Below are 22,142 nucleotides of genomic sequence, written 5' to 3'. Positions count from 1 at the left end.
CGCCGCCGCTAGGATGCCGGCCTTCCCCGGAGAAACGACATGGCGACGATGGACCCCAAGACCTCCCCGCTGGCGCAGCTCAAGGATCCGAGCCTGCTGAAGACCGACGCGCTGATCAACGGCGAGTGGGTGGGCGGCGCGAGCCGCTTCGATGTGACCGATCCGGCGACCGGCGGGCTGCTGACGCACGTGGCGAACCTGGGCGCGTCCGAGGCCGACGCGGCCGTGACTGCCGCGAACGCGGCCTGGCCGGCCTGGCGCGCCAAGACGGCCAAGGAGCGCGCCTCGATCCTGATGCGCTGGTTCCACCTGCTGACCCAGCATGCGGACGATCTGGCGCGCATCCTGACGGCGGAGCAGGGCAAGCCGCTGGCGGAGGCGCGCGGCGAGATCGCCTACGGCGCGAGCTTCCTCGAATGGTTCGCCGAGGAATCCAAGCGCGTGCGCGGCGAGATCGTGCCGACCACCGACGCGACCAAGCGCTACATGGTCATCAAGCAGCCGGTGGGCGTGTGCGCGGCCATCACGCCGTGGAATTTCCCGCTGGCGATGATCACCCGCAAGGTCGCGCCGGCGCTGGCGGCGGGTTGCCCGGTCGTCATCAAGCCGGCGGAGCAGACGCCGCTGACCGCGCTGGCCGCGGCGGAGCTGGCGCAGCGCGCCGGCATGCCGGCCGGCGTGCTGAACGTGATCACCGGTGACGGGGAGCACTCGATCGCCATCGGCAAGGTCCTGTGCGAGAGCGACGTGGTGCGGCACCTGTCGTTCACCGGCTCGACGGAGGTCGGCCGGATCCTGATGGCGCAATGCGCGCCGACGATCAAGAAGCTCTCGCTGGAGCTGGGCGGCAACGCGCCGTTCCTGGTCTTCGACGACGCCGACATCGACAGCGCCGTCGAGGGCGCGATCGCCAGCAAGTACCGCAACGCGGGCCAGACCTGCGTGTGTGCGAACCGCCTCTACGTGCAGGCGGGCGTGTACGACGCGTTCGTGGCGAAGCTGGCCGAGAAGGTCGGCGCGCTCAAGGTGGGCAACGGCTTCGAGCCCGGTGTGACGCAGGGGCCGCTGATCGAGGACGCGGCGATCGAGAAGGTCGAGCGCCACGTCGCCGACGCGGTGGAGAAGGGGGCGAAGGTGCTGGTCGGGGGCGCGCGCCTGCACGACCGCTTCTTCCAGCCCACGGTGCTGTCGGAAGCGACGTCCGACATGCTGTGCGCGCGCGAGGAGACCTTCGGTCCGGTGGCGCCGGTGTTCCGCTTCGGCACGGAGGCGGAGGGCGTCGCGCTGGCCAACGCCACCGAGTTCGGCTTGGCGAGCTACTTCTACGCCCGCGACATCGGCCGGATCACGCGCGTGTCCGAGGGGCTGGAGTACGGCATGGTCGGCATCAACACGGGCCTCATCTCGACGGCCGAGGTGCCCTTCGGCGGCGTCAAGCAATCGGGCCTGGGCCGCGAGGGCGGCCACCAGGGCATCGACGAGTACGTCGAGACGAAGTACCTGTGCGTGGGCGACGTGAACAAGTGATCGCCACGGGATGCCGGGGTCAGGCCGCGAGCGTCGCCATCTCGACGGCGAGGTAGTCGAGGAAACAGGTGATTCGTGAAGCGAGCGCGGTGTTGCGGTAGTAGACCGCGTGCACCGGCTGGCGCGTGTCGACGGTGTGCGTCGCGAGGACCTGCACCAGCGTCCCGTCGGCGCGGTCCCGCGCGGTCATGAAGTCTGACAGCGCCACGATGCCCTGGCCGGCCAGCGCCAACTGCCGCAGGGTTTCGCCCGATGAAGCGCTCACCGCGGCCTTGATCGGGTACCCCTCGCCGCCGGACCAGCGCAGGGGCCAGGTGTTGAGGCTCTCCGGCGCGGTGAAGCCGAGCAGCGCGTGGTTCTCGAGCGCCTCGACTTTCGTCGGGCGCCCGTGCGCAGTGAGGTAGGCGGGGCTGGCGAGTACCCGCAACCTGAAGCTGCCGAGCGGCCGCGCATGCAGCGTGGAGTCGGCGAGCGCGCCGATGCGCAGTGCGACGTCAGTGCGTTGCTCCAGCAGGTCGATGATCTGGTCGCTGCTGTTGAGTTCGAGCTCGATCTGCGGGTAGCGCTCGCGGAAGCCGCCGATCAGCGGCACCAGCACGTGGAGCATGAACGGCGACGCCGCGTTCACGCGCAGCCGGCCCGCGGGCTGGTCGCGGCGCAGCGCCAACTGCTCCTCGGCGTCCTCGACAGCGGCGAGCACGCTGCGCGCGCGGGCGAGGAAGAACTGACCCTCCTCGGTGAGTTCGAGGCGTCTGGTGGAGCGCCGCATCAGCGTCGTGCCCAGTTTCTGCTCCAGGCGGCTCAGCGAGCGGCTGACCGCGGAGACCGTCTGCCCGAGATGCTCCGCCGCCGCGCTGATCGACCCCGCGTCGACGATGGCGGCGAGGACGGCGAGTTCATCGAGGGAGCTTCTCATGGCGGTGCTGCGTTCTTGCGTTCTTGCGTTCTTGCGTCTGAGGCAAGAATATTTTGGCCAATCGCGGCTTTTTCTGCAAACCGTGAACGGGAACACTGGCGGCCATTCCTCCACCTCCCTCGCTTCGCAGGAGCCTCATCATGCCGATCGCCTTGTGGGCGCTGACCGTCAGCGCCTTCGCCATCGGGACCACGGAATTCGTCATCGTGGGCCTGATCCCGACCATGGCCGCCGACCTCGGCGTCAGCCTGCCGTCCGCGGGCCTGCTGGTCTCGCTCTACGCGCTGGGTGTCGCCATCGGCGCGCCGGTCCTTACCGCGCTCTCCGGCCGCTGGCCGCGCAAGCGGTTGCTGCTCGCGCTGATGCTGCTGTTCACCGCGGGCAACCTCCTCGCCTGGCTGGCGCCGGGTTACGGCGCGCTGGTCGTCGCCCGCGTGCTGACCGGCCTCGCGCACGGCGTGTTCTTCTCCATCGGCTCGACGATCGCCACCAGCCTGGTCCCGCGCGAGAAGGCGGCCAGCGCCATCGCGACCATGTTCTCGGGCCTCACCGTCGCACTGGTCACCGGCGTGCCGCTGGGCACCTTCGTCGGCCAGCACTTCGGCTGGCGGGCGACCTTCCTCGCCGTCGCGGCGCTGGGCCTGGTCGCCTTCGTCGCCAGCCTGATCTTCGTGCCGCGCAAGCTCGCGCAGCCTGAGCCGGCCGGCCCGCTGCACCAGCTCGAGCCGCTGCGCCAGCCGCGTCTGCTGCTCGTCTATGCGATGACGGCCGTCGGCTACGGCGGCTCCTTCATCGCCTTCACCTACCTCGCGCCCATCCTCCAGCAGATCAGCGGCATCTCCGCCAACGGCGTCAGCCTGGTGCTGCTCGTGTACGGGATCTCGGTGGCGGTCGGCAACGTCTGGGGCGGCAAGCTGGCGGACCGACGCGGCCCGATCGGCGCGCTCAAGCTGATCTTCCTCGGACTCGCCGCCGTGCTGTTCGTGCTGAGCGTCACCGCGCAGTCGCCCATCGCCGCCGTGCTGACGGTCCTCGCCTGGGGCGCCTTCGCCTTCGGCAACGTGCCGGGTCTGCAGCTCTACGTCGTCCAGCAGGCCGAGGCCCACGCGCCCAAGGCCGTCGACGTCGCCTCGGGCCTGAACATCGCCGCGTTCAACCTGGGCATCGCCGGCGGCGGCTGGGGCGGCGGCCTGATCGTCGAGCGCTTCGGCCTGATGCACACGCCCTGGATCGGCGCGATCGTCGTGCTCGGCGCATTCGCGCTCACCGTGCTGGCGGGACGCCTGGACCGCCGCTTCCCGTTGCCGGCGCGTGCCGCCGATGCCGCCCCGATCGCCGTCGGTCATTGAACGCGCCCATCGCGCACGACCACGCCGAACACCCGACCCCACCCTGGAGCGCCTCATGACCACACCCTCCCACCCCGCAGCCCTCTCCATGCCCGTGCTGGGCCTCGGCACCTTTCGCCTGAAGGGCCAGACCGTCATCGACGCCGTCAAGAGCGGCCTGTCGCTCGGCTACCGTCACATCGACACTGCACAGATCTACGGCAACGAAAGCGAGGTCGGGCAGGCGATCGCCGAGAGCGGCGTGCCGCGCGACGCACTGTTCGTCACCACGAAGATCTGGACCGAGCAGTTGTCCGGCGACCGCCTGATGCCCAGCCTGCGCGACAGCCTTGCCGAGCTGCGCATGGATGCGGTCGACCTCACGCTGATCCACTGGCCCTCGCCGGGCGGCGCGGTGCCGCTGAAGGAGACGCTCGATGCGCTCGTCGACGCGAAGCGGCTGGGCCTCACACGGGCGATCGGCCTGTCCAACTTCACCGTCGCGCAGATGCGTGACGCGATCGATCTCGTCGGCGTCGATGAGCTCGCGACCAACCAGGTCGAGATCCACCCGTTCCTGCAGAACCGCCGCGTCGTCGACTTCGCGCAGGCGCAGGGGCTGCACCTCACCGCCTACATGCCCCTGGCCTACGGCAAGGTCATGACCGAGCCGGTACTGCTCGACATCGCGACGCGCCTCGGTACCACGCCGGCCCAGGTCGCGCTGGCGTGGCTGCTCCAGCAAGGTCTCGCGGTCATCCCGTCGTCGACCAAGCCGTCGAACCAGGCCGCCAACCTGACGGCCGAGGCGCTGCGTCTCAGCGACCAAGACATGGCGCGCATCGCCACGCTCGATCGCGGCGAACGGTTGGCCGATCCGGACTTCGCACCGGCCTGGGATTGAGTAGCCTCATTTCTGGAACGGTCATTCCAGAATGGCTACAGTCCGCCGCATGGCAAGACCGAAACAGTTCGATCCCGACGAGGCGCTGGACGCCGCGGTGGCGGTGTTCCGCGAGCACGGCTACGCGGGCAGTTCCGCGGAGATGCTCACCGCCTCGATGGGTATCGGCAAGCAGAGCCTCTACAGCACCTACGGCGGCAAGTGGCCGCTGTACTGCGCGGCGCTGAAGCGTTATGCCGAGCAGGAGACCCGCCAGCACATCCAGGCGCTCAAGGGCGGCAGGACCGCGCTGGAGGGCCTCGATCGACTGCTCAAGCGTGTCGTGACCGAAGCGCACCTGCCATGCCTCGGCGTGGGATCGGTGCAGGAGTTCGGCATGGACAGCGAGGGCAGCGCGGCGCTCGTCGAGATACGCGAAGCGGGCGGCCGGGCGATGCAGGCGGCGCTGCTCGAACGAGTCCGGGAGGCCCAGTCGAATGGCGAGATGTCTGCCGAGGTCGAAGCGAAACACGCCGTGGCGTTTGTCTTCGCCCAGATCGCCAGCCTGCGCCTGGCGGCGCGCGGAGGCGCGTCGGACGCCGAATTGCGCGCCTTGGCGCGGCTGTCGCTGCAGGCTCTGAAATGAGCCTGCATTTTTTTTGACCAATTATGGAACGAACGTTCCAGAAAAGAAGGATGATCATGAACTCGCATCAACAAGGGCGTCGTCGTGCAGCGCTGGTCTTCGGCGGCTCACGCGGCATCGGCGCCGGCATCGTGGAGCGGCTCGCCAAGGAGGGCTTCGACGTGGCCTTGACCTTCGTCTCGCGTCCTGATGCGGCGCAGGCGACGGTGGGCGCGGTGGAGGCCGCCGGCGGACGCGGTCTCGCGATCCAGGCCGACAGCGCCGATCCCACCGCGATTCGCGCGGCGGTGACGGAAGCGGTCGAGCGGCTGGGGCCGCTGGACGCGGTCGTCGTCAACGCGGGCGTGCTTCGCCACGGAACGATCGACGTCCTGTCGATCGAGGACCTCGACCTCCTGCTGACTGTGAACGTGCGAGGTGTCTACCTCGCGATCCAGGCCGGCGTGGCGAGCATGCGTGACGGCGGCCGCGTCATCACGATCGGCAGCAACACGGCGATCCGCACCGGCATGGCGGGAAACAGCGTCTACGCGATGACGAAGGCGGCGGTGGCGGCGATGGTCCAGAACCTCGCGCTGGACCTCGCGCCGCGGCGCATCACCATCAACAACGTGCAACCGGGGCCGATCGCCACCGACATGACCGCGTCGTTCGCCGAGCACCTGCAGGACAAGCTGAAGCTGGGTCGGATGGGCCAGCCGCATGAGATCGGCGCCTTGGTCGCCTATCTGGCGGGACCCGAGTCGGGTTACATGACCGGCGCGAGCCTGACGATCGACGGCGGGTGGGTCCTGTAAGCGGATGTTCATCGGCGTGAAATCGGTCACGCTCCGAGGTCGGCCGGACATGAAGGCGTTCACCCGGAGCGCATACAACCCGGGAGCCCGTGCTTTCCGACCTTCCCATGTTCCGCCTACGACTCCGTCCGAAACCGCCTGCGGCCGTTGAGGCGCCAGCAGAAGCTGCTGCCGCTGCTGATGCCACCACGACCGCCGATGCGGACCTTGTCCACGAGGCGACCCTGATCGCCACGGACGCGGAGGATGCTGACGACGATGAGCGGCGCACGACGCCGCGTCGCGACGTGCCGCTCGGTCCGACGGTGCGTGTCGAATTCATGCTGCTGGGCCGCGCCCGCAGCCTCAGCGTGGACGATGTGTCGCTGGGTGGGCTTGGCCTGCGCGGCTCGGTCGAGGAGGGCCGCGGCCTGTTCCTCGGCCAGAAGGTTCCGCAGGCGCGGGTGATGGTCGGCGACCAGCTCGTGCTGGTGGCCGACCTCGAGGTTCGCATCCGGCGCAGCTTCCGGTCGTTCCTGGCCGGCGAGCAGGTGCACATCGGCTGTCGCTTCGTGGGCCTGAACCCGCCGGCCGAGGCGGAACTCCAACGCCTGCTGGCTCAACTGATCGGCCAGCGCGGACGCTGAGTCCGCACCTGCCCAGGCCCGCCCTGGGCCGCGCCCGGCTTGGGTCATAATCCGCCTCCTCCGCGGGCGTCGTATAACGGCTATTACCTTGGCTTCCCAAGCCAATGACGAGGGTTCGACTCCCTTCGCCCGCTCCAGATCCCGCGATCCGTGTTGCAATGCTGAACGTTTCCTGAACGCACCCTGAGCGTTCTCTTTCAGCAGTCCCGACATGTCCGCCGCCTCCCCGATCACTTCCCCTCAGCTCTCCGACGATCCGACGCCCGCCACGCACACCGGGTGGGCGTTGCTGGCGCTGGCGATCGGCGGCTTCGCCATCGGGACGACCGAGTTCGCGGCGATGAGCCTCGTCCCGTTCTTCGCCCCCGATCTCGGCATCGACGCGCCGACCGCGGGTCACGTGATCAGCGCCTATGCGCTGGGCGTGGTCGTCGGCGCGCCCCTGCTGGCCGTGCTCGGCGCCAAGGTGCCGCGGCGCACGCTGCTGATCCTGCTGATGCTGGCCTTCGCCGTCGGCAACGGCCTGAGCGCGCTCGCGCCCAGCTATCACACGATGCTGCTGTTCCGCTTCCTCAGCGGCCTGCCCCACGGCGCCTACTTCGGCGTCGGCGCGCTGGTGGCCGCGTCGCTGGTGGCGCCGGCCAGACGCGCGCAGGCCGTCAGTCTCATGATGCTGGGCCTGACCGTGGCGACCGTCATCGGCGTGCCGCTGGCCAACTCGCTGGGGCAGTGGGCCGGCTGGCGCTGGGGCTTCGGCGTGGTGACGCTGCTGGCGCTGCTGACGGCCGCGCTGGTCGCGATGCACGCCCCGCGCGACCGCGTCCAGCCCGGCGCCAGCGCCATGCGCGAGCTCGGCGCGCTCGGCCGCCGCCAGGTCTGGTTGACGCTGGGCATCGCGACGATCGGCTTCGGCGGCATGTTCGCCGTCTACACCTACCTGGGCTCCACGCTGCTCGAGGTCACCCGCACCGGTCCCGGCATGCTGCCGGTCGTGCTGAGCGTCTTCGGCATGGGCATGACCGCGGGCACGCTGGTCTCCGCCTGGGCCGCCGACCGCGCGTTGATGCCCACCATCGGCGGGCTGCTGCTGTGGAGCGCCGCGTCGCTGGCGCTGTACCCCTTCGCCGCGGGCAGCCTGTGGACGCTGCTGCCGGTGGTCTTCCTGATCGGCTGCGGCGGCGGGCTCGGCGCCGTGCTGCAGACCCGGCTCATGGACGTCGCCGGCGAGGCGCAGACGCTGGCCGCGGCGCTGAACCACTCCGCCTTCAACGCGGCGAACGCGCTCGGACCCTGGTTGGGCGGGCTGGCGATCGCCGCCGGCCATGGCTGGACGTCCACCGGCTGGGTGGGCGTCGCCCTGGCCTTCGGGGGCTTGATCTTCTGGGCGGTGTCGCTGGCGCTCGATCGTCGATAATCGCCCGCTTCCCTTGCAGGAGTTCCGCACATGGCCGATTGGCTGCCGCCCACGCGCTACTGGGTGCTGGCGATCTTCATCGCCTCGGCGCTGTACGCGCACTTCCGCGGCCGTGTCCGCTTCAAGCTGGCCCGCGCGCTGACCGACTTCACCGTGCTGATCTCGCCGATCAACGCGGTCATGTACCTGTTCTCGCGCGCGCCGGCGACGCCCTACCTGAAGACCTCGGCCTTCCCCGAGCTCAGCCTGCTGCGCGACAACTGGCAGGTGATCCGCGAGGAAGCCCTCAAGCTCAACGACGAGGGCTACATCAAGGCCGCGTCCGGCTACAACGACATCGGCTTCAACTCGTTCTTCCGCACCGGCTGGAAGCGCTTCTACCTGAAGTGGTACGACCGGGACATGGCCTCGGCGAACGCGCTGTGCCCGAAGACGGTCGAGCTGCTCAGGCAGATCCCCGGCGTGAAGGCGGCGATGTTCGCGTCGCTGCCGCCGGGCGCGAAGCTGGTGCGCCACCGCGATCCGTATGCGGGCTCGCTGCGCTACCACCTGGGCCTGACGACGCCCAACGACCCGGGCTGCTACATCGACGTCGACGGCGAGAAGTACCACTGGAAGGACGGCGAGGACGTGATGTTCGACGAGACCTTCATCCACTACGCCGAGAACACCACCACGCATCAGCGCGTGATCCTGTTCTGCGACGTGGAGCGCCCGGTCCATTTCGCGCCGATCCGTTGGTTGAACCGCGCGTTCGGCAAGCTGGTGATGACCTCCGCCGCGACGCAGAACCTGGAGAGCGAGCCCATCGGCGGCCTCAACAAGTTCTTCTATCACGCCTACAAGGTGCGCCTGTTCTTCAAGGCGTTCAAGGCGAAGTCCCGCACCGGCTACTACGTCGTCAAGTGGGCGCTGATCCTCGGCATCCTGGCGGCGATCTTCCTCTGAACGTTGCAGTCGTTCCGACCGTTCCCACGGTCGCCGCGCCGCCGAGGCCCTGAGACCCTGAGACCCTGACGCCCCGGATCGTTCAGCGGGCCAGCGCCTCGGACAGGGGCTGCGCCTGCGGGCCGAACGCGTAGGCGTCCATCCCCAGCGCGCCCAGCGTGACGCCTTCGTGGATGCGCACGGGCGCGTCATCGCGGCCACCGGCGCCCGCGGCGACGTACCAGGGCAGCAGATGCTCGTCGGTCGGATGCATCAGCGTCGCGGCCGGCGCCTGCGTCCTGTAGGCCGCCAGCGCCTCCCAATCGCGTTCCGCGGAACGCTCCGCGAACCAGGTCCGGAAGGCGGCCGATTCAGGCATCTCCGGCGCGTCGTCCGACGCACCGCGCATCAGCAGACGCAGGTTGTGCGTGATGCTGCCGGTGCCCAGGATGAGCACGCCCTCGCGCGACAGCGCCTGCAGCTTCCCGCCGAGTTCGATCAGTTGCGCCGGCGAGGCGTGCGCCGTCAGCGTGAGCGGGATGACCGGCACGTCGGCATCGGGATAGAGGAAGCGCAGCGAGGTCCAGATGCCGTGATCCAGCCCGCTGTGGTCGATGACGGGCAGGGCGAGCGTTTCGCCGACCTGTGCGGTCAACGTGCGATCGCCGGGGGCGTCGTAACGCAGCTGGTAGAGCGCCGGCGGGAAGCCGCCGAAGTCGTACACCGCCTCGTGCCGGTCGGTGCCGAGCAGGACCGCCTCGCGCGCCGTCGTGTGCGCGGAGATCGCCAGCACGGCCTTCGGCCGGCCCCAGACGGCGTCGAGCGTCCGCCCGAGGCGCTGCATGAAGGCACCGGCCTCGCCGGGCTCCAGCGCGATCATGGGCGAGCCATGGGAGACGAAGAGGGGAGGGAAGTGGGTGTTCATGACGACCATTGAACGCCCGTGAGTCCGCCGCATCGTCAAAACCGGTTGCACGGTCTGTTCAAGCCGATTGCATGGCCGCACCCCCGTGCCAGCGCGCGGGCATGCGGTTCGCTACAGTCCGCGCATGAGCGCGCACCCGTCTTCCTCGTCCGCCACCCCCGCGGGCACCCCGGCCGGCACACCCGCGGCCCGACCGGCCCCCGGTTCCGGCACCGGTCGCCGACCGCCGTCGCTGTGGCGGCAGATGGGCCTGCAGACCTGGCGCGACTTCCGCGCCGGTGAGCTTCACCTGCTGATCCTGGCCCTGATGCTGGCCGTCGCCGCCGTGTGCGCGGTGGCCTTCCTCTCGGACCGGCTCGACCAGGGCCTGCGCCGGGACGCGGCGCAACTGCTCGGCGGCGACGCGGTCGTCGCCAGCGATCAGCCGACGCCCGCGCCTGTCCGGGAACTCGCCGGGCGCCTGAACCTGCGCAACGTCGAGACGCTCAACTTCCCCAGCATGGCGCGCGCCACCGAGGACCAGGGCGGCGGCAGCCGGCTGGTGGCGGTGAAGTCGGTCAGCCCGCGTTATCCGCTGCGCGGGGCGCTGGCGCTGAAGGACGGGCGCCAGGTGGGCGCACCGGTCGCGGGCACCGTGTGGGTCGATCCGGGCGTACTGAGCGCGCTCGGGTTGAAGGTCGGCGATCCGCTGCTGCTCGGCGACACGACGCTGAAGATCGCCGGCGAGATCTCGAACGAGCCCGATCGCGGCGCCGGTTTCATGAACTTCGCGCCGCGCGTGATGCTGGCGCAGTCCGACATCGCCGCGACCGGGCTGATCCAGCCCGCGAGCCGCATCACCTACCGCTTCGCCGTGATCGGTGAGACGAGCTCGGTGCAGCAGTTCAACGCGCGGACCCGCCAGCAGCTCAAGGATGGCAACTGGCGCGGCGTGCGGCTGGAGTCGCTCGAGACCGGCCGCCCCGAGATGCGTCAGACGCTGGACCGCGCGACCAAGTTCCTCAACCTCGTCGCGCTGCTGGCCGCGCTGCTGGCGGCGATCGCCGTCGCGCTGGCGGCCCGGGAGTTCGCCAACCGCCACCTCGACGACTGCGCGATGCTGCGCGTGCTCGGTCAGCCGCAGCGCCGTCTCACCTGGGTGTTCACGCTGGAGTTCGCCACCGTCGGCTTCATCGGCAGCGCGATCGGCGTGCTGCTCGGCTTCCTGCTGCATTACGGCTTCATCGCGATGCTCGCGGGACTGATCGAGGTCAACCTGCCGGCGCCGGGCCTCTGGCCGGTGCTGCTGGGGCTGGGCATGGGGATGAGCCTGTTGCTGGGTTTCGGGCTGCCGCCGGTGCTGCAGCTGGCCGCCGTGCCGCCGCTGCGCGTGATCCGTCGCGAGCTGGGTCGGCCGAAGGCGGGCTCGATCGCCGTGCTGCTGGCCGGCGTCATCGGCTTCTCCGCGGTGCTGACGGCGCTGTCGGCGGACTGGCGCCTGGGGCTCTTCGCCACCGGCGGCTTCGCCGTCGCGCTGGGTCTCTTCGCACTGCTCGCCTATGGCGCCGTGCTGGCGCTGCGGCGGCTCGTGCCGCAGGCCGGCGCGCCGCGATGGCTGCTGCTGGCGACGCGCCAGGTCGCCGCGCGGCCGGCCTTCGCGGTGCTGCAGGTCGGCTCGCTGTCGCTGGGGCTGCTCGCGCTGGCGCTGCTGGTGCTGATGCGCACCGACCTGATCGAAAGCTGGCGCGCCGCGACGCCGGTGAATGCGCCGGACCGCTTCGTCATCAACCTGCAGCCGGAGCAGGGTCCCGACTTCCGCGCCGGTCTCGACAAGGCCGGCGTGAAGGACTACGACTGGTACCCGATGATCCGCGGCCGGCTGGTCGCCATCAACGGCGAGGCGGTGAAGGCGAGCCGCTTCACCGAAGAGCGCGCGCAGCGTCTGGTGGAGCGCGAGTTCAACCTCAGCCACAGCGCCGAGCTGCCGTCGCACAACCTGATCGCCGGCGGCAAGTGGACGCCCGGGGACAAGGACGGCGTCAGCGTCGAGCAGGGCCTGGCGGAGCAGCTCGGGCTGAAGCTCGGCGACACGATGCGCTTCGACATCGCGGGCGTGCTGGTCGAGTCCAGGATCACCTCGCTGCGCAAGGTCGACTGGGGGTCGATGCGGGTCAACTTCTTCGTGCTGTACCCGCGGGCGGAGATGCCGGAGCTGCCGGTCAGCTACATCTCGGCGTATCGCTCGCCGCAGGGGCAGGGGGCCGCCGCGGCGCTCGACCGCAAGCTGGTCAAGGAGTTCCCCAACCTGACGCTGATCGACGTCTCCGCCGAGCTGCATCAGGTGCAGCAGGTGCTGGAGCAGGTGATCATGGCCGTGCAGCTGCTGTTTGCGGTGGCGCTGGCGCTGGGCGTGGTCGTGCTGCTGGTGGCGGCGGTGGGGTCCCGCGACGCGCGCACGCGGGAGTTCGCGTTGATGCGGGCCTTCGGCGCGTCGAGCGCGCTGTTGGCGGCGGTGCAGCGCGCGGAACTGCTCGGGCTGGGCGCGCTGGCCGGTTTCCTCGCGGGGATCGCCGCGCAGGCGCTGGGTTGGGCGCTGACGCACTACGCCTTCGAGTTCGAATGGCAGTTCAAGCCCTGGGTGCTGATCGGCACGACCGTCGGCGGCGCGCTGCTGGCGCAGCTCGCCGGCTGGTGGGCGCTGCGCGGCGTGCTGCAGCGCCCGGTGGTTCAAACGCTGCGAGAGGCGGACACCAACTGAGCGCTTACCCCCTCTCCCGCTTGCGGGAGAGAGCAGGGGCGAGGGATCAGCGAGCGGCCGCAGCCCGCTCCGCCGACTCCATCGTGTTGACCAGCAGCATCGTGATCGTCATCGGACCGACGCCACCCGGCACCGGCGTGATCCAGCCGGCGACTTCCTTGACGCCGTCGAAGTCCACGTCGCCGCAGAGCTTGCCTTCCTCGGTGCGGTTCATGCCGACGTCCAGCACCACCGCGCCCGGCTTGACCATGTCGGCGGTCAGCACGTTGCGCTTGCCCACGGCGGCCACGACGATGTCGGCCTGGCGCGTGAAGTGGGCCAGGTCCGGCGTCGCGCTGTGGCACACCGTCACCGTCGCATTGCCCTGCAGCAGCAGCATCGCCATCGGCTTGCCGACGATGTTGCTCCGGCCGATCACGACGGCGTGCTTGCCCTTCGTGTCATAACCGATGAACTCCAGCATCTTCATGCAGCCGTAGGGCGTGCAGGGCTTGAAGCCGTCCTGGCCGACCATCAGCGCACCGGCGCTGGCGACGTGGAAACCGTCGACGTCCTTCTCCGGCGCGATCGCCTCGATGACCTTGTGCGCATCGATGCCCTTGGGCAGCGGCAGCTGCACCAGGATGCCGTGGATCGCCGGATCCTTGTTCAGCGCGTCGACGCGCGCGAGCAGTTCCGCCTCGGTCATCGTGTCGGCGTACTTCTCCAGCACCGAGTGCAGGCCCGCGTCCTCGCAGGCCTTGACCTTGTTGCGCACGTAGACCTGGCTCGCGGGGTTGTCGCCGACCAGCACCACGGCCAGCCCCGGCTTCACGCCCTGGGCCGTCAACGCGGCGGCGCGCGTCGCCACTTCGGCGCGCAGTTGCTTGGACAGGGCGTTGCCGTCGATCAGTTGTGCGGTCATGTCGGTACTCCGGATTCAGTGACTCAAAAACGGGGAAAGCAGAAACTGGAAAAGCAGAAAAGCGCAAGGGCAGAGGATCGCTCTGCCCGGAATGCAAAGAGGCCGCTTTGCAGCGGCCTCCGGATGTCGTACGGCGATCAGCCGGCCTTGGCCTGCGTGTTCGCGCCGAGCGCGATCTTGAGCAGGTCGGCGACGGTGTTGGCGTTGAGCTTCTCCATGATGTTGGCGCGATGCGCTTCCACCGTCTTGATGCTGATGCCCAGGTCGTCGGCGATCTGCTTGTTCAGGCGGCCGGCGACGATGCGTTCCAGCACCTGTGCCTCGCGCGTCGTCAGGCGCGACAGCAGCGCGTCGCGGCTGGCCGCTTCCTGCTGCGTGGCGAAGGCGCCGCGGGCCTGGTCCAGCATGCGCTCGACCAGCGACAGCAGTTCCTCTTCCTTGAACGGCTTCTCGATGAAGTCGACCGCACCCTTCTTCATCGTCTGCACTGCCATCGGCACGTCGCCGTGGCCGGTGATGAAGACGATGGGCAGCGGGCTCTTGCGTTCGATCAGCTTGTCCTGGAGTTCCAGGCCGCTCATGCCTTCCATGCGGATGTCGGCGATCAGGCAGGCGACTTCGCGCGGGTCGTAGCGGCTCAGGAAACTCTCGGCGGAGTCGTAGCACTTGACCCGGTAGTCCTTGCCTTCCAGCAACCATTGCAAGGAATCTCGCACGGCCTCGTCATCGTCGACGACGTAGACATTGCCCTTCTTCGGAATCAAGCTCATGGTGTGGCTGCAGTGTTGTGAGTGGTGCTCGTCCCGACGTCACCGCCCTTGTCGAGCGGGTTGGGAGGAGACTCCGGACGCGGAATGTCCACGGGGATCGTGAACGCGAACCGGCACCCGACGATGGACGGGCCATTGTAGAGGTTCTCGGCGCGGATCCGACCCTGGTGGGACTCGATGATGGACCGGCATAACCCTAGGCCGATCCCCAATCCATCGGCCTTCGTGGAGAAGAAGGCCTCGTACATGCGCTCGATGACCTCGACCGGCAGACCCGGTCCCATGTCGGTCACCGAGAACTCGATGTTGGCGCCGAGCTCGGCGGTGTGCTTGGGCACGACGCGCAGCTCGATGTGCCGGCGCGAGGGCGGCAGCGCCGCGTTGTCGATCGCCTCGGCGGCGTTCTTGAGCAGGTTCAGCAGCACCTGCTCGATCAGGATCGGATCGACGCGCATCACCGGCAGCCGCTGCGCGACGTAGGTGTGGATCTGCACGTTGCGCCGGCGCAGCTCGATGCCGGCCAGCTCGACCGAGTCCTCCACGATGGAGGCCGCGAACGCGGGCTGGCGCTGCGGCTCGCTCTTCTTCACGAAGGCGCGGATGCGGTGGATGATCTGCCCGGCGCGCTGCGCCTGCTTGGCGGTCTTCTCCAGCGCGACGATCAGGTCGTCCTTCTGGATGTTGTCGCCGCGCACCCGCGACACCATGCCGTTGCAGTAGTTGGTGATCGCGGTCAGCGGCTGGTTGAGCTCGTGCGCGACGCTGGAGGCCATCTCGCCCATCGTGATCAGCCGGCTGGTGACCTGGGCCTTCTCGGCCTGCTGCTGCTGCTGGGCCTCCGCGTGGCGGCGCGCCGTGATGTCGGTGGCGATCAGCATCTGCGCCAGGCGGCCGTCGGTCCATTGCAGGTAGCGCGCGCGGACGTCGAACCACATGTCGAGCTGCGCGATGAACACCTCGCGCGAATCGCCGCCGACCTCGGTCAGGTGTTGCGCCGGCAAACCGCCGTAATCGTCGACGTCTTCCTCGTCGCCATGTCCGCCGCCGCCGCCGTCCGCGTCGCTCCCGTCCTGCGTGCTCGTCGCGCCGGCCAGGCTGGTCGGCTGCGAGCCTGCCAGCATCGCGTGCCCCTTCGGATCGGCGCCGAACCACAGCCGGTAGCTGCGGTTGGCGAAGAGCAGCTCGCCCTGCTGCACCGACAGCACCGACACCGCCGCGTCCAGGCCTTCCAGCACCGTGGTGAAGCGCTCATGCGACGCCGACAACTGGTCGCGCACCCGCTTGGCCTCGGTGATGTTGGTCATCGAGGTCATCCAGCCGTTCTGCTTGCCCTTGGGATCGATCAGCGGCGAGACGTACATGCGGGCGTCGAAGATGCTGCCGTCCTTGCGCATCACCTTCACCTCGGAACCGCCGGCCGGGCTGCGGCCCTGCATCTCCTGCTGCAGCAGGCGCAGGTTCTCCTCGTAGCGGTCGGGCGGCCAGTAGGGGAAGGGCGGCTTGCGGCCGATGAGTTCCGACTCGGCGAAGCCCGTCATCGCGCAGAAGGCCGGGTTGACGTAGCTGATGCGCGTCTCCAGGTCCATCGCCCGCATGCCGGTCAGCATGGAGTTCTCCATCGCGCGCCGGAAGTTGGTCTCGGCGGCGAGCGCGTTCTGCACCTGCGCGCGGCGGCGCATGTGCTTCCAGGTGCCGAGCAGCATCCACACGGTCAGCACCGACAGCGCCATCACCATCCAGAACAGCGTGTTGGAGATCAGGCCGATCGAGGTCCGGTAGCCCTGGCCGCGCAGCACCAGGCCGGGCGCCGGCGCCATCGGCACCTCGTGGTAGATCGGGGCGCGCGTGATGCGCTTGCCCGGCATGGGCGTCACCGTGCTGGCGACGACCTGCTCGCGCGGGTCCAGCACCGCGACCGCGTGGCGCGAGGTCAACTCGTTGGGAACGGAGTAGCGCAGCAGCCCCTCCACCGCGTACTCGGCGATCAGCACGCCGGCGAAACCGGCACGGTCGCTCAGCGGCAGCTGCAGCTGGAAGACGGTCGAGTTGTTGGCGTCGGCGAAGGACGCGGAGTACACCCGCGTGCGCCGGTCGCGCGCGCTCTGGAAGGCGCGTTCGGGCTCGCTGTTGGCGTGGCCGTTGGGCATGGACGGGTCGCTGCCCTCCAGCGTCATCAGCGACTCGGCCTGCTCGCCGATCGCCGCGACGCTGACGCGCTTCTCGCGCCGCGCGTTCAGCCAGGTGATGTGGGTGATCTCGGGCCGGTTGCGCGCGATCGCCATCGCGCGCTGCGTGAATTCGAGGTTGTCGATCGAGCGGTTGGCCAGGTCGCGCTGGAGCGGGATCAGGAAGTCCTCGTTCTCGATCAGGCGCGAGCGGATCTGCTGCTGCGCCATCTCGGTGTCGCGCTTGACGGCCTCGGCCTCGCGTTCGATCTCCTCGTTGCGCAGGTACCAGAAGGCCGAAACGATCGCCGCCAGGAACAGCACCACCGACAGCAGCGGGCCCAGCGTCGCGAAGCGGTCCTGCCGGGACGGGGACTGCCGGCGCCACCACGCCGAGACCAGGCGTTTGACGGGATTCAGGGCACGGCGCGCAAAGCCTTGGACATCGAGGCGGGACAACATGGGCGCGATTATCCCGGCCGTTCAGCCCCGCCCGGCCAGGGCGCCCCCGGGGCATTCCCGATCCGGGCATTCCCGGATCGCATCGTGAAAGACATCCGTCACGAAACCAGGCCTTCAAAGGCTATTGCATTTCATGATATGGAAACGCATCGCGCTATTTGGAAAATGAAAGGCTTATGCGACACTCCGCCGCCATAGCCCTTCCGGTGGGGCTGGCCGCGTGCGCAAGCATGACGGTGCACGCATGACGGTTCTCGCAAGTTCGGGCACAGTGACCCGTCCGACCTGAGAGCCTCGCGCGGCAGCAAGCCCGCCAGAAGGCCGTGATTGAACACAGGAGACAAAGACATGTCCGCGCAGCCCCAGTCGTTCCTCGGCGCAGCCGCCAATGACACCGACGCCCTCGAAACCAAGGAATGGCTGGACGCCCTGTCCGCCGTCATCGGTGAAGAAGGCGGCGACCGTGCCCACTTCCTGCTCGAGACCCTGATCGACCACGCGCGTCAGGCCGGCATCGACGTGCCGTTCTCGGCCACCACGGCCTACGTCAACACCATCCCGGTCGACCAGGAAGAGCGCTTCCCCGGCAACATCGACATGGAAGAGCGCCTGCGCGCCTTCATGCGCTGGAACGCGATGGCGATGGTGGTGCGCGCCAACCGCCTGCATCCGGAAGACGGCGGCGACCTGGGCGGCCACATCTCGAGCTTCGCCTCGCTGGCGACGATGCTGGGCTGCGGCTTCAACCACTTCTGGCACGGCGACGACACGGCCGAGGGCGGCGCCCACGGCGGCGACCTGCTCTACATCCAGGGCCACAGCGCACCCGGCATCTACGCCCGCGCCTTCCTGGAAGGCCGCATCACCGAGGACCAGCTGAACAACTTCCGCCAGGAAGTGGCAGGCAAGGGCCTGTCGAGCTACCCGCATCCGAAGCTGATGCCCGAGTTCTGGCAGTTCCCGACGGTGTCCATGGGCCTGGGCCCGCTGATGGCGATCTACCAGGCGCGCTTCCTGAAGTACCTGCACGCCCGCGGCATCGCCGACACCTCCAAGCGCAAGGTCTGGGTCTTCCTGGGCGACGGCGAGATGGACGAGCCGGAAAGCCTGGGCGCGATCGGCCTGGCCGCGCGCGAGAAGCTGGACAACCTGATCTTCGTCGTCAACTGCAACCTGCAGCGCCTGGACGGCCCGGTGCGCGGCAACGGCAAGATCATCCAGGAGCTGGAAGGCGAGTTCCGCGGTTCCGGCTGGAACGTCATCAAGCTGATCTGGGGCTCCTACTGGGATCCGCTGCTGGCCCGCGACAAGCAGGAGCTGCTGCGCAAGGTCATGATGGAGACGCTGGACGGCGACTACCAGGCCTACAAGGCCAACGACGGCGCGTTCGTGCGCAAGCACTTCTTCGGCAAGCATCCCGAGCTGCTGAAGATGGTCGAGAACATGTCCGACGAGGACATCTGGCGCCTGAACCGCGGCGGCCACGACCCGCAGAAGGTGTACGCGGCGTATCACAAGGCGGTGAACACCGTCGGCCAGCCGACCGTCATGCTGATCAAGACCGTCAAGGGTTACGGCATGGGCAAGATCGGCGAAGGCAAGAACACCGCGCACCAGACCAAGAAGCTGCAGGACGAGGACATCAAGGCCTTCCGCGACCGCTTCAACATCCCCATCCCGGACAGCGAGCTGTCCAAGATCCCGTTCTACAAGCCGGCCGACGACACGCCGGAGATGCAGTACCTGCACGAGCGCCGCAAGACGCTGGGCGGCTACCTGCCCAAGCGCCGCCCGCAGGCGGAAGAAGCGCTGAAGGTGCCCGACCTGGCCACCTTCCAGGCCGTGCTGGATCCGACGGCCGAAGGCCGCGAGATCTCGACGACGCAGGCCTATGTCCGTTTCCTGACGACGCTGCTGCGCGACAAGGACCTGGGCCCGCGCACCGTGCCCATCCTGGTCGACGAGGCGCGCACCTTCGGCATGGAAGGCCTGTTCCGCCAGATCGGCATCTACAACCCCGCGGGTCAGAACTACACGCCGGTCGACAAGGACCAGGTCATGTACTACCGCGAGGACAAGGCCGGCCAGATCCTGCAGGAAGGCATCAACGAAGCCGGCGGCATGGCCAGCTGGATCGCCGCGGCGACGTCGTATTCGACGAACAACCGCGTGATGATCCCGTTCTACGTCTACTACTCGATGTTCGGCTTCCAGCGCATCGGCGACCTGGCCTGGGCGGCGGGCGACATGCAGGCGCGCGGCTTCCTGCTGGGCGGCACGTCGGGCCGCACGACGCTGAACGGCGAAGGCCTGCAGCACGAGGACGGCCACAGCCACATCCTGGCCGGCACGATCCCGAACTGCATCAGCTACGACCCGACCTTCGCGCATGAGGTCGCCGTCATCCTGCACTCCGGCCTGAAGCGCATGGTCGAGAACCAGGAGAACGTCTACTTCTACCTGACGCTGCTCAACGAGAACTACCCGATGCCCGGCCTGAAGGCCGGCACCGAGGAACAGATCCTCAAGGGCATGTACCTGCTGGAAGAGGCCGTGCAGCCGCAAGGCGCGCAGCCGCTGACGGTGAACCTGCTGGGCTCGGGCACCATCCTGCGCGAGAGCCAGGCCGCCAAGAAGCTGCTGGAATCGGACTGGGGCGTCGGCGCCAACGTCTGGTCCTGCCCCAGCTTCAACGAGCTGGCCCGCGACGGCCAGAACGCCGAACGCTGGAACCTGCTGCACCCGACCGAACTGGCCTGCGTGCCCTACGTGACGCAGCAGCTGAGCAAGGTGCAGGGGCCGGTGATCGCGTCGACCGACTACATGAAGAACTACGCGGAGCAGATCCGCGCCTTCATCCCGGCCGGCCGTTCGTACAAGGTGCTGGGCACCGACGGCTTCGGGCGCAGCGACTTCCGCTCCAAGCTGCGTGAGCACTTCGAGATCAACCGCCACTACATCGTCGTGGCCGCGCTGAAGAGCCTCGCCGACGAGGGCAAGATCCCGCAGGCCAAGGTCGCGGAAGCCCTCAAGAAATACGGCATCAACGTCGACAAGATCAACCCGCTGTACGCCTAAGCGTCGGACTCGGAGACAACACAAATGGCATTGGTGGAAGTCAAGGTTCCCGACATCGGGGACTTCAAGGACGTCGCGATCATCGAGTTGCTGGTCAAGCCCGGCGACACGGTGAAAGTGGAACAGAGCCTCGTCACCGTCGAGTCCGACAAGGCCTCGATGGAGATCCCGTCCTCCGTGGCGGGCGTCGTCAAGGAAGTGAAGGTCAAGATCGGCGACACGATCAACCAGGGTGACCTGATCGTCGTGCTCGAAAGCGATGCCGCTGGCGCTCCGGCGCCGGCCGCTGCTGCGCCCGCACCGGCGGCTGCTGCTCCGGCGCCCGCGCCGCAAGCTGCTCCCGCAGCGGCGCCGGCCGCCGCGCCGGCTGCCGCTCCCGCGGCATCGGGCGGTCCGGTCGACATCATCGTTCCCGACATCGGCGACTTCGACGAAGTCGCGGTCATCGAGGTGCTGGTCAAGGTCGGCGATACGGTGAAGCAGGAACAGAGCCTGATCACCGTCGAGAGCGACAAGGCCTCGATGGAGATCCCGTCGTCGCACGGCGGCGTGATCAAGGAACTGCTGGTCAAGCTCGGCGACAAGGTCGCCAAGGGCTCGAAGATCGCCGTGATCGAAGCCGCGGGCGGTGCCGCCGCGCCGGCGCCGGCGGGTGCCGCGCCTGCCCCGGCACCAGCCGCTGCCGCGCCGGCTCCGGCCGCCGCGAGCGCCCCCGCTGCCGCGCCAGCGGACCGTCAGGTCCCCACCGCCGCGCTGCCGCCGCACGAGCCGACCCAGCCGTCGGGCAAGCTGCCGCATGCATCGCCGAGCATCCGCAAGATCGCGCGCGAACTGGGCGTGCCGCTCGACGAGGTGAAGGGTTCCGGCGCCAAGGGTCGCATCACCGAATCCGACCTGCAGGGCTTCGTCAAGGCCGTCATGGCCGGCACGACGCAGACCGTCGCGCAGAAGGCCTCGGCCCCGGCCGGCGGCGCTGCCGGCGGCGGCGCGTTCCCGGGCCTGCTGCCCTGGCCCAAGGTCGACTTCGAGAAGTTCGGTCCGGTCGAGCGCAAGGATCTGTCGCGGATCAAGAAGATCAGCGGCGCCAACCTGCATCGCAACTGGGTCACGATCCCGCACGTCACCAACCACGACGACGCGGACATCACCGAACTGGAAGCCTTCCGCGTCCAGCTGAACAAGGAGAACGAGAAGTCCGGCATCAAGGTCACGATGCTGGCCTTCATGATCAAGGCGACCGTCGCGGCGCTGAAGAAGTTCCCCGAGTTCAACGCGTCCCTGGACGGCGACACGCTGGTTTTGAAGAACTACTTCCACATCGGCTTCGCCGCGGACACGCCGAACGGCCTGGTCGTGCCGGTGATCCGCGACTGCGACAAGAAGGGCATCTTCCAGATCAGCCAGGAGATGTCGGAGCTGGCCAAGAAGGCCCGCGACGGCAAGCTCGGCCCGGCCGACATGACCGGCGGCTGCTTCTCGATCTCGTCGCTGGGCGGCATCGGCGGCACCTACTTCACGCCGATCATCAACGCGCCGGAAGTCGCGATCATGGGCGTGTGCAAGTCCTCGACGCAGCCCGTGTGGGACGGCAAGCAGTTCCAGCCGCGCCTGATCCTGCCGCTGTCGCTGAGCTGGGACCACCGCGTCATCGACGGCGCCGCGGCCGCACGCTTCAACGTGTACTTCGCTTCGTTGCTGGCGGACTTCCGCCGCATCGCTCTCTGATCGGAAGCACCGGACATGGCACAAGTTGAAGTCAAGGTTCCCGACATCGGGGACTTCAAGGACGTCGCGATCATCGAAGTCCTGGTCAAGGTCGGCGACACGGTGAAGGTGGAGCAGAGCCTGGTGACCGTCGAGTCCGACAAGGCCTCGATGGAGATCCCGTCCTCCGCCGCCGGCGTGGTCAAGGAACTCAAGGTCAAGCTGGGCGACAAGCTCAACCAGGGCGACCTGCTGGTCGTGCTGGAGAGCGACGCGGCCGCCGCGCCGGCGCCTGCCGCCGCGGCGCCGGCGCCGGCCGCCTCGGCCCCGGCA

Annotated in this window: 17 protein-coding genes and 1 tRNA gene; 13 read left to right on the top strand and 5 right to left on the bottom strand. The window is 68.7% G+C overall.

The window, feature by feature from the left end:
* Positions 1-48 precede the first annotated feature (48 nt).
* Positions 49-1,527: an NAD-dependent succinate-semialdehyde dehydrogenase gene (locus AC07O8_RS26925; protein ID WP_495050978.1), complete on the top strand. Its 1,479-nt coding sequence runs from the start codon at positions 49-51 to the stop codon at positions 1,525-1,527.
* Between the two features lie 19 nt (positions 1,528-1,546).
* On the opposite strand, the gene AC07O8_RS26920 is transcribed toward AC07O8_RS26925, so the two are convergent.
* Complete coding sequence (locus tag AC07O8_RS26920; protein ID WP_495050969.1) at positions 1,547-2,443, bottom strand: LysR substrate-binding domain-containing protein; 897 nt, start codon at positions 2,441-2,443, stop codon at positions 1,547-1,549.
* Positions 2,444-2,583: 140 nt separating this feature from the next.
* Here AC07O8_RS26920 and AC07O8_RS26915 point away from each other — a divergent pair, with 140 nt between their 5' ends.
* The 8 genes from AC07O8_RS26915 (at position 2,584) to AC07O8_RS26880 (ending at position 9,085) form a co-directional block, all read left to right on the top strand.
* A complete protein-coding gene (locus tag AC07O8_RS26915; RefSeq protein WP_495050968.1) occupies positions 2,584-3,792 on the top strand; it encodes an MFS transporter in 1,209 nt (402 codons plus the stop codon).
* 55 nt (positions 3,793-3,847) lie between these two features.
* A complete protein-coding gene (gene dkgB, locus AC07O8_RS26910) occupies positions 3,848-4,675 on the top strand; it encodes a 2,5-didehydrogluconate reductase DkgB (protein ID WP_495050967.1) in 828 nt (275 codons plus the stop codon).
* A 49-nt stretch (positions 4,676-4,724) separates the two neighbouring features.
* On the top strand, positions 4,725-5,300 hold the full coding sequence (locus tag AC07O8_RS26905; RefSeq protein WP_495050966.1) for a TetR/AcrR family transcriptional regulator: 576 nt from the start codon (positions 4,725-4,727) through the stop codon (positions 5,298-5,300).
* A 56-nt stretch (positions 5,301-5,356) separates the two neighbouring features.
* On the top strand, positions 5,357-6,097 hold the full coding sequence (locus AC07O8_RS26900) for an SDR family oxidoreductase (protein WP_495050965.1): 741 nt from the start codon (positions 5,357-5,359) through the stop codon (positions 6,095-6,097).
* 89 nt (positions 6,098-6,186) lie between these two features.
* Positions 6,187-6,723, top strand: coding sequence for a PilZ domain-containing protein (locus AC07O8_RS26895; protein ID WP_495050964.1), 537 nt, complete (start codon positions 6,187-6,189; stop codon positions 6,721-6,723).
* 62 nt (positions 6,724-6,785) lie between these two features.
* Positions 6,786-6,860: transfer RNA gene (locus AC07O8_RS26890), tRNA-Gly, on the top strand.
* A 74-nt stretch (positions 6,861-6,934) separates the two neighbouring features.
* A complete protein-coding gene (locus AC07O8_RS26885; protein WP_495050963.1) occupies positions 6,935-8,137 on the top strand; it encodes an MFS transporter in 1,203 nt (400 codons plus the stop codon).
* Between the two features lie 30 nt (positions 8,138-8,167).
* Complete coding sequence (locus AC07O8_RS26880; RefSeq protein WP_431265609.1) at positions 8,168-9,085, top strand: aspartyl/asparaginyl beta-hydroxylase domain-containing protein; 918 nt, start codon at positions 8,168-8,170, stop codon at positions 9,083-9,085.
* A gap of 82 nt (positions 9,086-9,167) precedes the next feature.
* On the opposite strand, the gene AC07O8_RS26875 is transcribed toward AC07O8_RS26880, so the two are convergent.
* Positions 9,168-9,989 (bottom strand): dioxygenase family protein, encoded by an 822-nt coding sequence (locus AC07O8_RS26875; protein WP_495050962.1) that lies wholly within the window; start codon positions 9,987-9,989, stop codon positions 9,168-9,170.
* A 244-nt stretch (positions 9,990-10,233) separates the two neighbouring features.
* Between AC07O8_RS26875 and AC07O8_RS26870 the strand changes: the two genes are divergently transcribed.
* Complete coding sequence (locus tag AC07O8_RS26870) at positions 10,234-12,726, top strand: ABC transporter permease (RefSeq protein WP_495050977.1); 2,493 nt, start codon at positions 10,234-10,236, stop codon at positions 12,724-12,726.
* A gap of 46 nt (positions 12,727-12,772) precedes the next feature.
* Here AC07O8_RS26870 and folD read toward each other — a convergent pair whose 3' ends face one another.
* From folD to AC07O8_RS26855, 3 genes are all read right to left on the bottom strand, one after another.
* Positions 12,773-13,630, bottom strand: coding sequence for a bifunctional methylenetetrahydrofolate dehydrogenase/methenyltetrahydrofolate cyclohydrolase FolD (gene folD, locus AC07O8_RS26865; RefSeq protein WP_495050961.1), 858 nt, complete (start codon positions 13,628-13,630; stop codon positions 12,773-12,775).
* Positions 13,631-13,767: 137 nt separating this feature from the next.
* Positions 13,768-14,400: a response regulator transcription factor gene (locus AC07O8_RS26860; protein ID WP_067268997.1), complete on the bottom strand. Its 633-nt coding sequence runs from the start codon at positions 14,398-14,400 to the stop codon at positions 13,768-13,770.
* On the bottom strand, positions 14,397-17,027 hold the full coding sequence (locus AC07O8_RS26855) for a PAS domain-containing sensor histidine kinase (protein ID WP_495050960.1): 2,631 nt from the start codon (positions 17,025-17,027) through the stop codon (positions 14,397-14,399). The genes AC07O8_RS26860 and AC07O8_RS26855 overlap by 4 nt, the downstream gene beginning before the upstream one ends.
* Positions 17,028-17,375: 348 nt before the next feature.
* Here AC07O8_RS26855 and aceE point away from each other — a divergent pair, with 348 nt between their 5' ends.
* The 3 genes from aceE to AC07O8_RS26840 form a co-directional block, all read left to right on the top strand.
* Entirely contained in the window at positions 17,376-20,105 is a 2,730-nt protein-coding gene (gene aceE / locus AC07O8_RS26850) for a pyruvate dehydrogenase (acetyl-transferring), homodimeric type (RefSeq protein ID WP_495050959.1), read from the top strand.
* Positions 20,106-20,129: 24 nt separating this feature from the next.
* Positions 20,130-21,830 carry a dihydrolipoyllysine-residue acetyltransferase gene (gene aceF / locus AC07O8_RS26845; RefSeq protein ID WP_495050958.1) on the top strand — a complete coding sequence of 567 codons (1,701 nt, stop codon included), beginning with the start codon at positions 20,130-20,132 and terminating at the stop codon, positions 21,828-21,830.
* Between the two features lie 15 nt (positions 21,831-21,845).
* A partial coding sequence (locus AC07O8_RS26840) for a biotin/lipoyl-containing protein (protein WP_495050957.1) occupies positions 21,846-22,142 on the top strand: 297 nt, incomplete at its 3' end.

The organism is Roseateles sp. GW821-FHT09G09, assembly GCF_059415965.1.
Note: the sequence above shows the minus strand (reverse complement) of the source record. Positions and strands in the feature narration are given on the sequence as shown.

Coding starts and splice junctions, on each gene's coding strand:
- AC07O8_RS26875 (WP_495050962.1), bottom strand. CDS start 9,989: ATGAACACCCACTTCCCTCCCCTCTTCGTCTCCCATGGCTCGCCCATG.
- AC07O8_RS26880 (WP_431265609.1), top strand. CDS start 8,168: ATGGCCGATTGGCTGCCGCCCACGCGCTACTGGGTGCTGGCGATCTTC.
- AC07O8_RS26925 (WP_495050978.1), top strand. CDS start 49: ATGGACCCCAAGACCTCCCCGCTGGCGCAGCTCAAGGATCCGAGCCTG.
- AC07O8_RS26915 (WP_495050968.1), top strand. CDS start 2,584: ATGCCGATCGCCTTGTGGGCGCTGACCGTCAGCGCCTTCGCCATCGGG.
- AC07O8_RS26860 (WP_067268997.1), bottom strand. CDS start 14,400: ATGAGCTTGATTCCGAAGAAGGGCAATGTCTACGTCGTCGACGATGAC.
- aceF (WP_495050958.1), top strand. CDS start 20,130: ATGGCATTGGTGGAAGTCAAGGTTCCCGACATCGGGGACTTCAAGGAC.
- dkgB (WP_495050967.1), top strand. CDS start 3,848: ATGACCACACCCTCCCACCCCGCAGCCCTCTCCATGCCCGTGCTGGGC.
- aceE (WP_495050959.1), top strand. CDS start 17,376: ATGTCCGCGCAGCCCCAGTCGTTCCTCGGCGCAGCCGCCAATGACACC.
- AC07O8_RS26870 (WP_495050977.1), top strand. CDS start 10,234: ATGGGCCTGCAGACCTGGCGCGACTTCCGCGCCGGTGAGCTTCACCTG.
- AC07O8_RS26900 (WP_495050965.1), top strand. CDS start 5,357: ATGAACTCGCATCAACAAGGGCGTCGTCGTGCAGCGCTGGTCTTCGGC.
- AC07O8_RS26905 (WP_495050966.1), top strand. CDS start 4,725: ATGGCAAGACCGAAACAGTTCGATCCCGACGAGGCGCTGGACGCCGCG.
- folD (WP_495050961.1), bottom strand. CDS start 13,630: ATGACCGCACAACTGATCGACGGCAACGCCCTGTCCAAGCAACTGCGC.
- AC07O8_RS26920 (WP_495050969.1), bottom strand. CDS start 2,443: ATGAGAAGCTCCCTCGATGAACTCGCCGTCCTCGCCGCCATCGTCGAC.
- AC07O8_RS26855 (WP_495050960.1), bottom strand. CDS start 17,027: ATGTTGTCCCGCCTCGATGTCCAAGGCTTTGCGCGCCGTGCCCTGAAT.
- AC07O8_RS26885 (WP_495050963.1), top strand. CDS start 6,935: ATGTCCGCCGCCTCCCCGATCACTTCCCCTCAGCTCTCCGACGATCCG.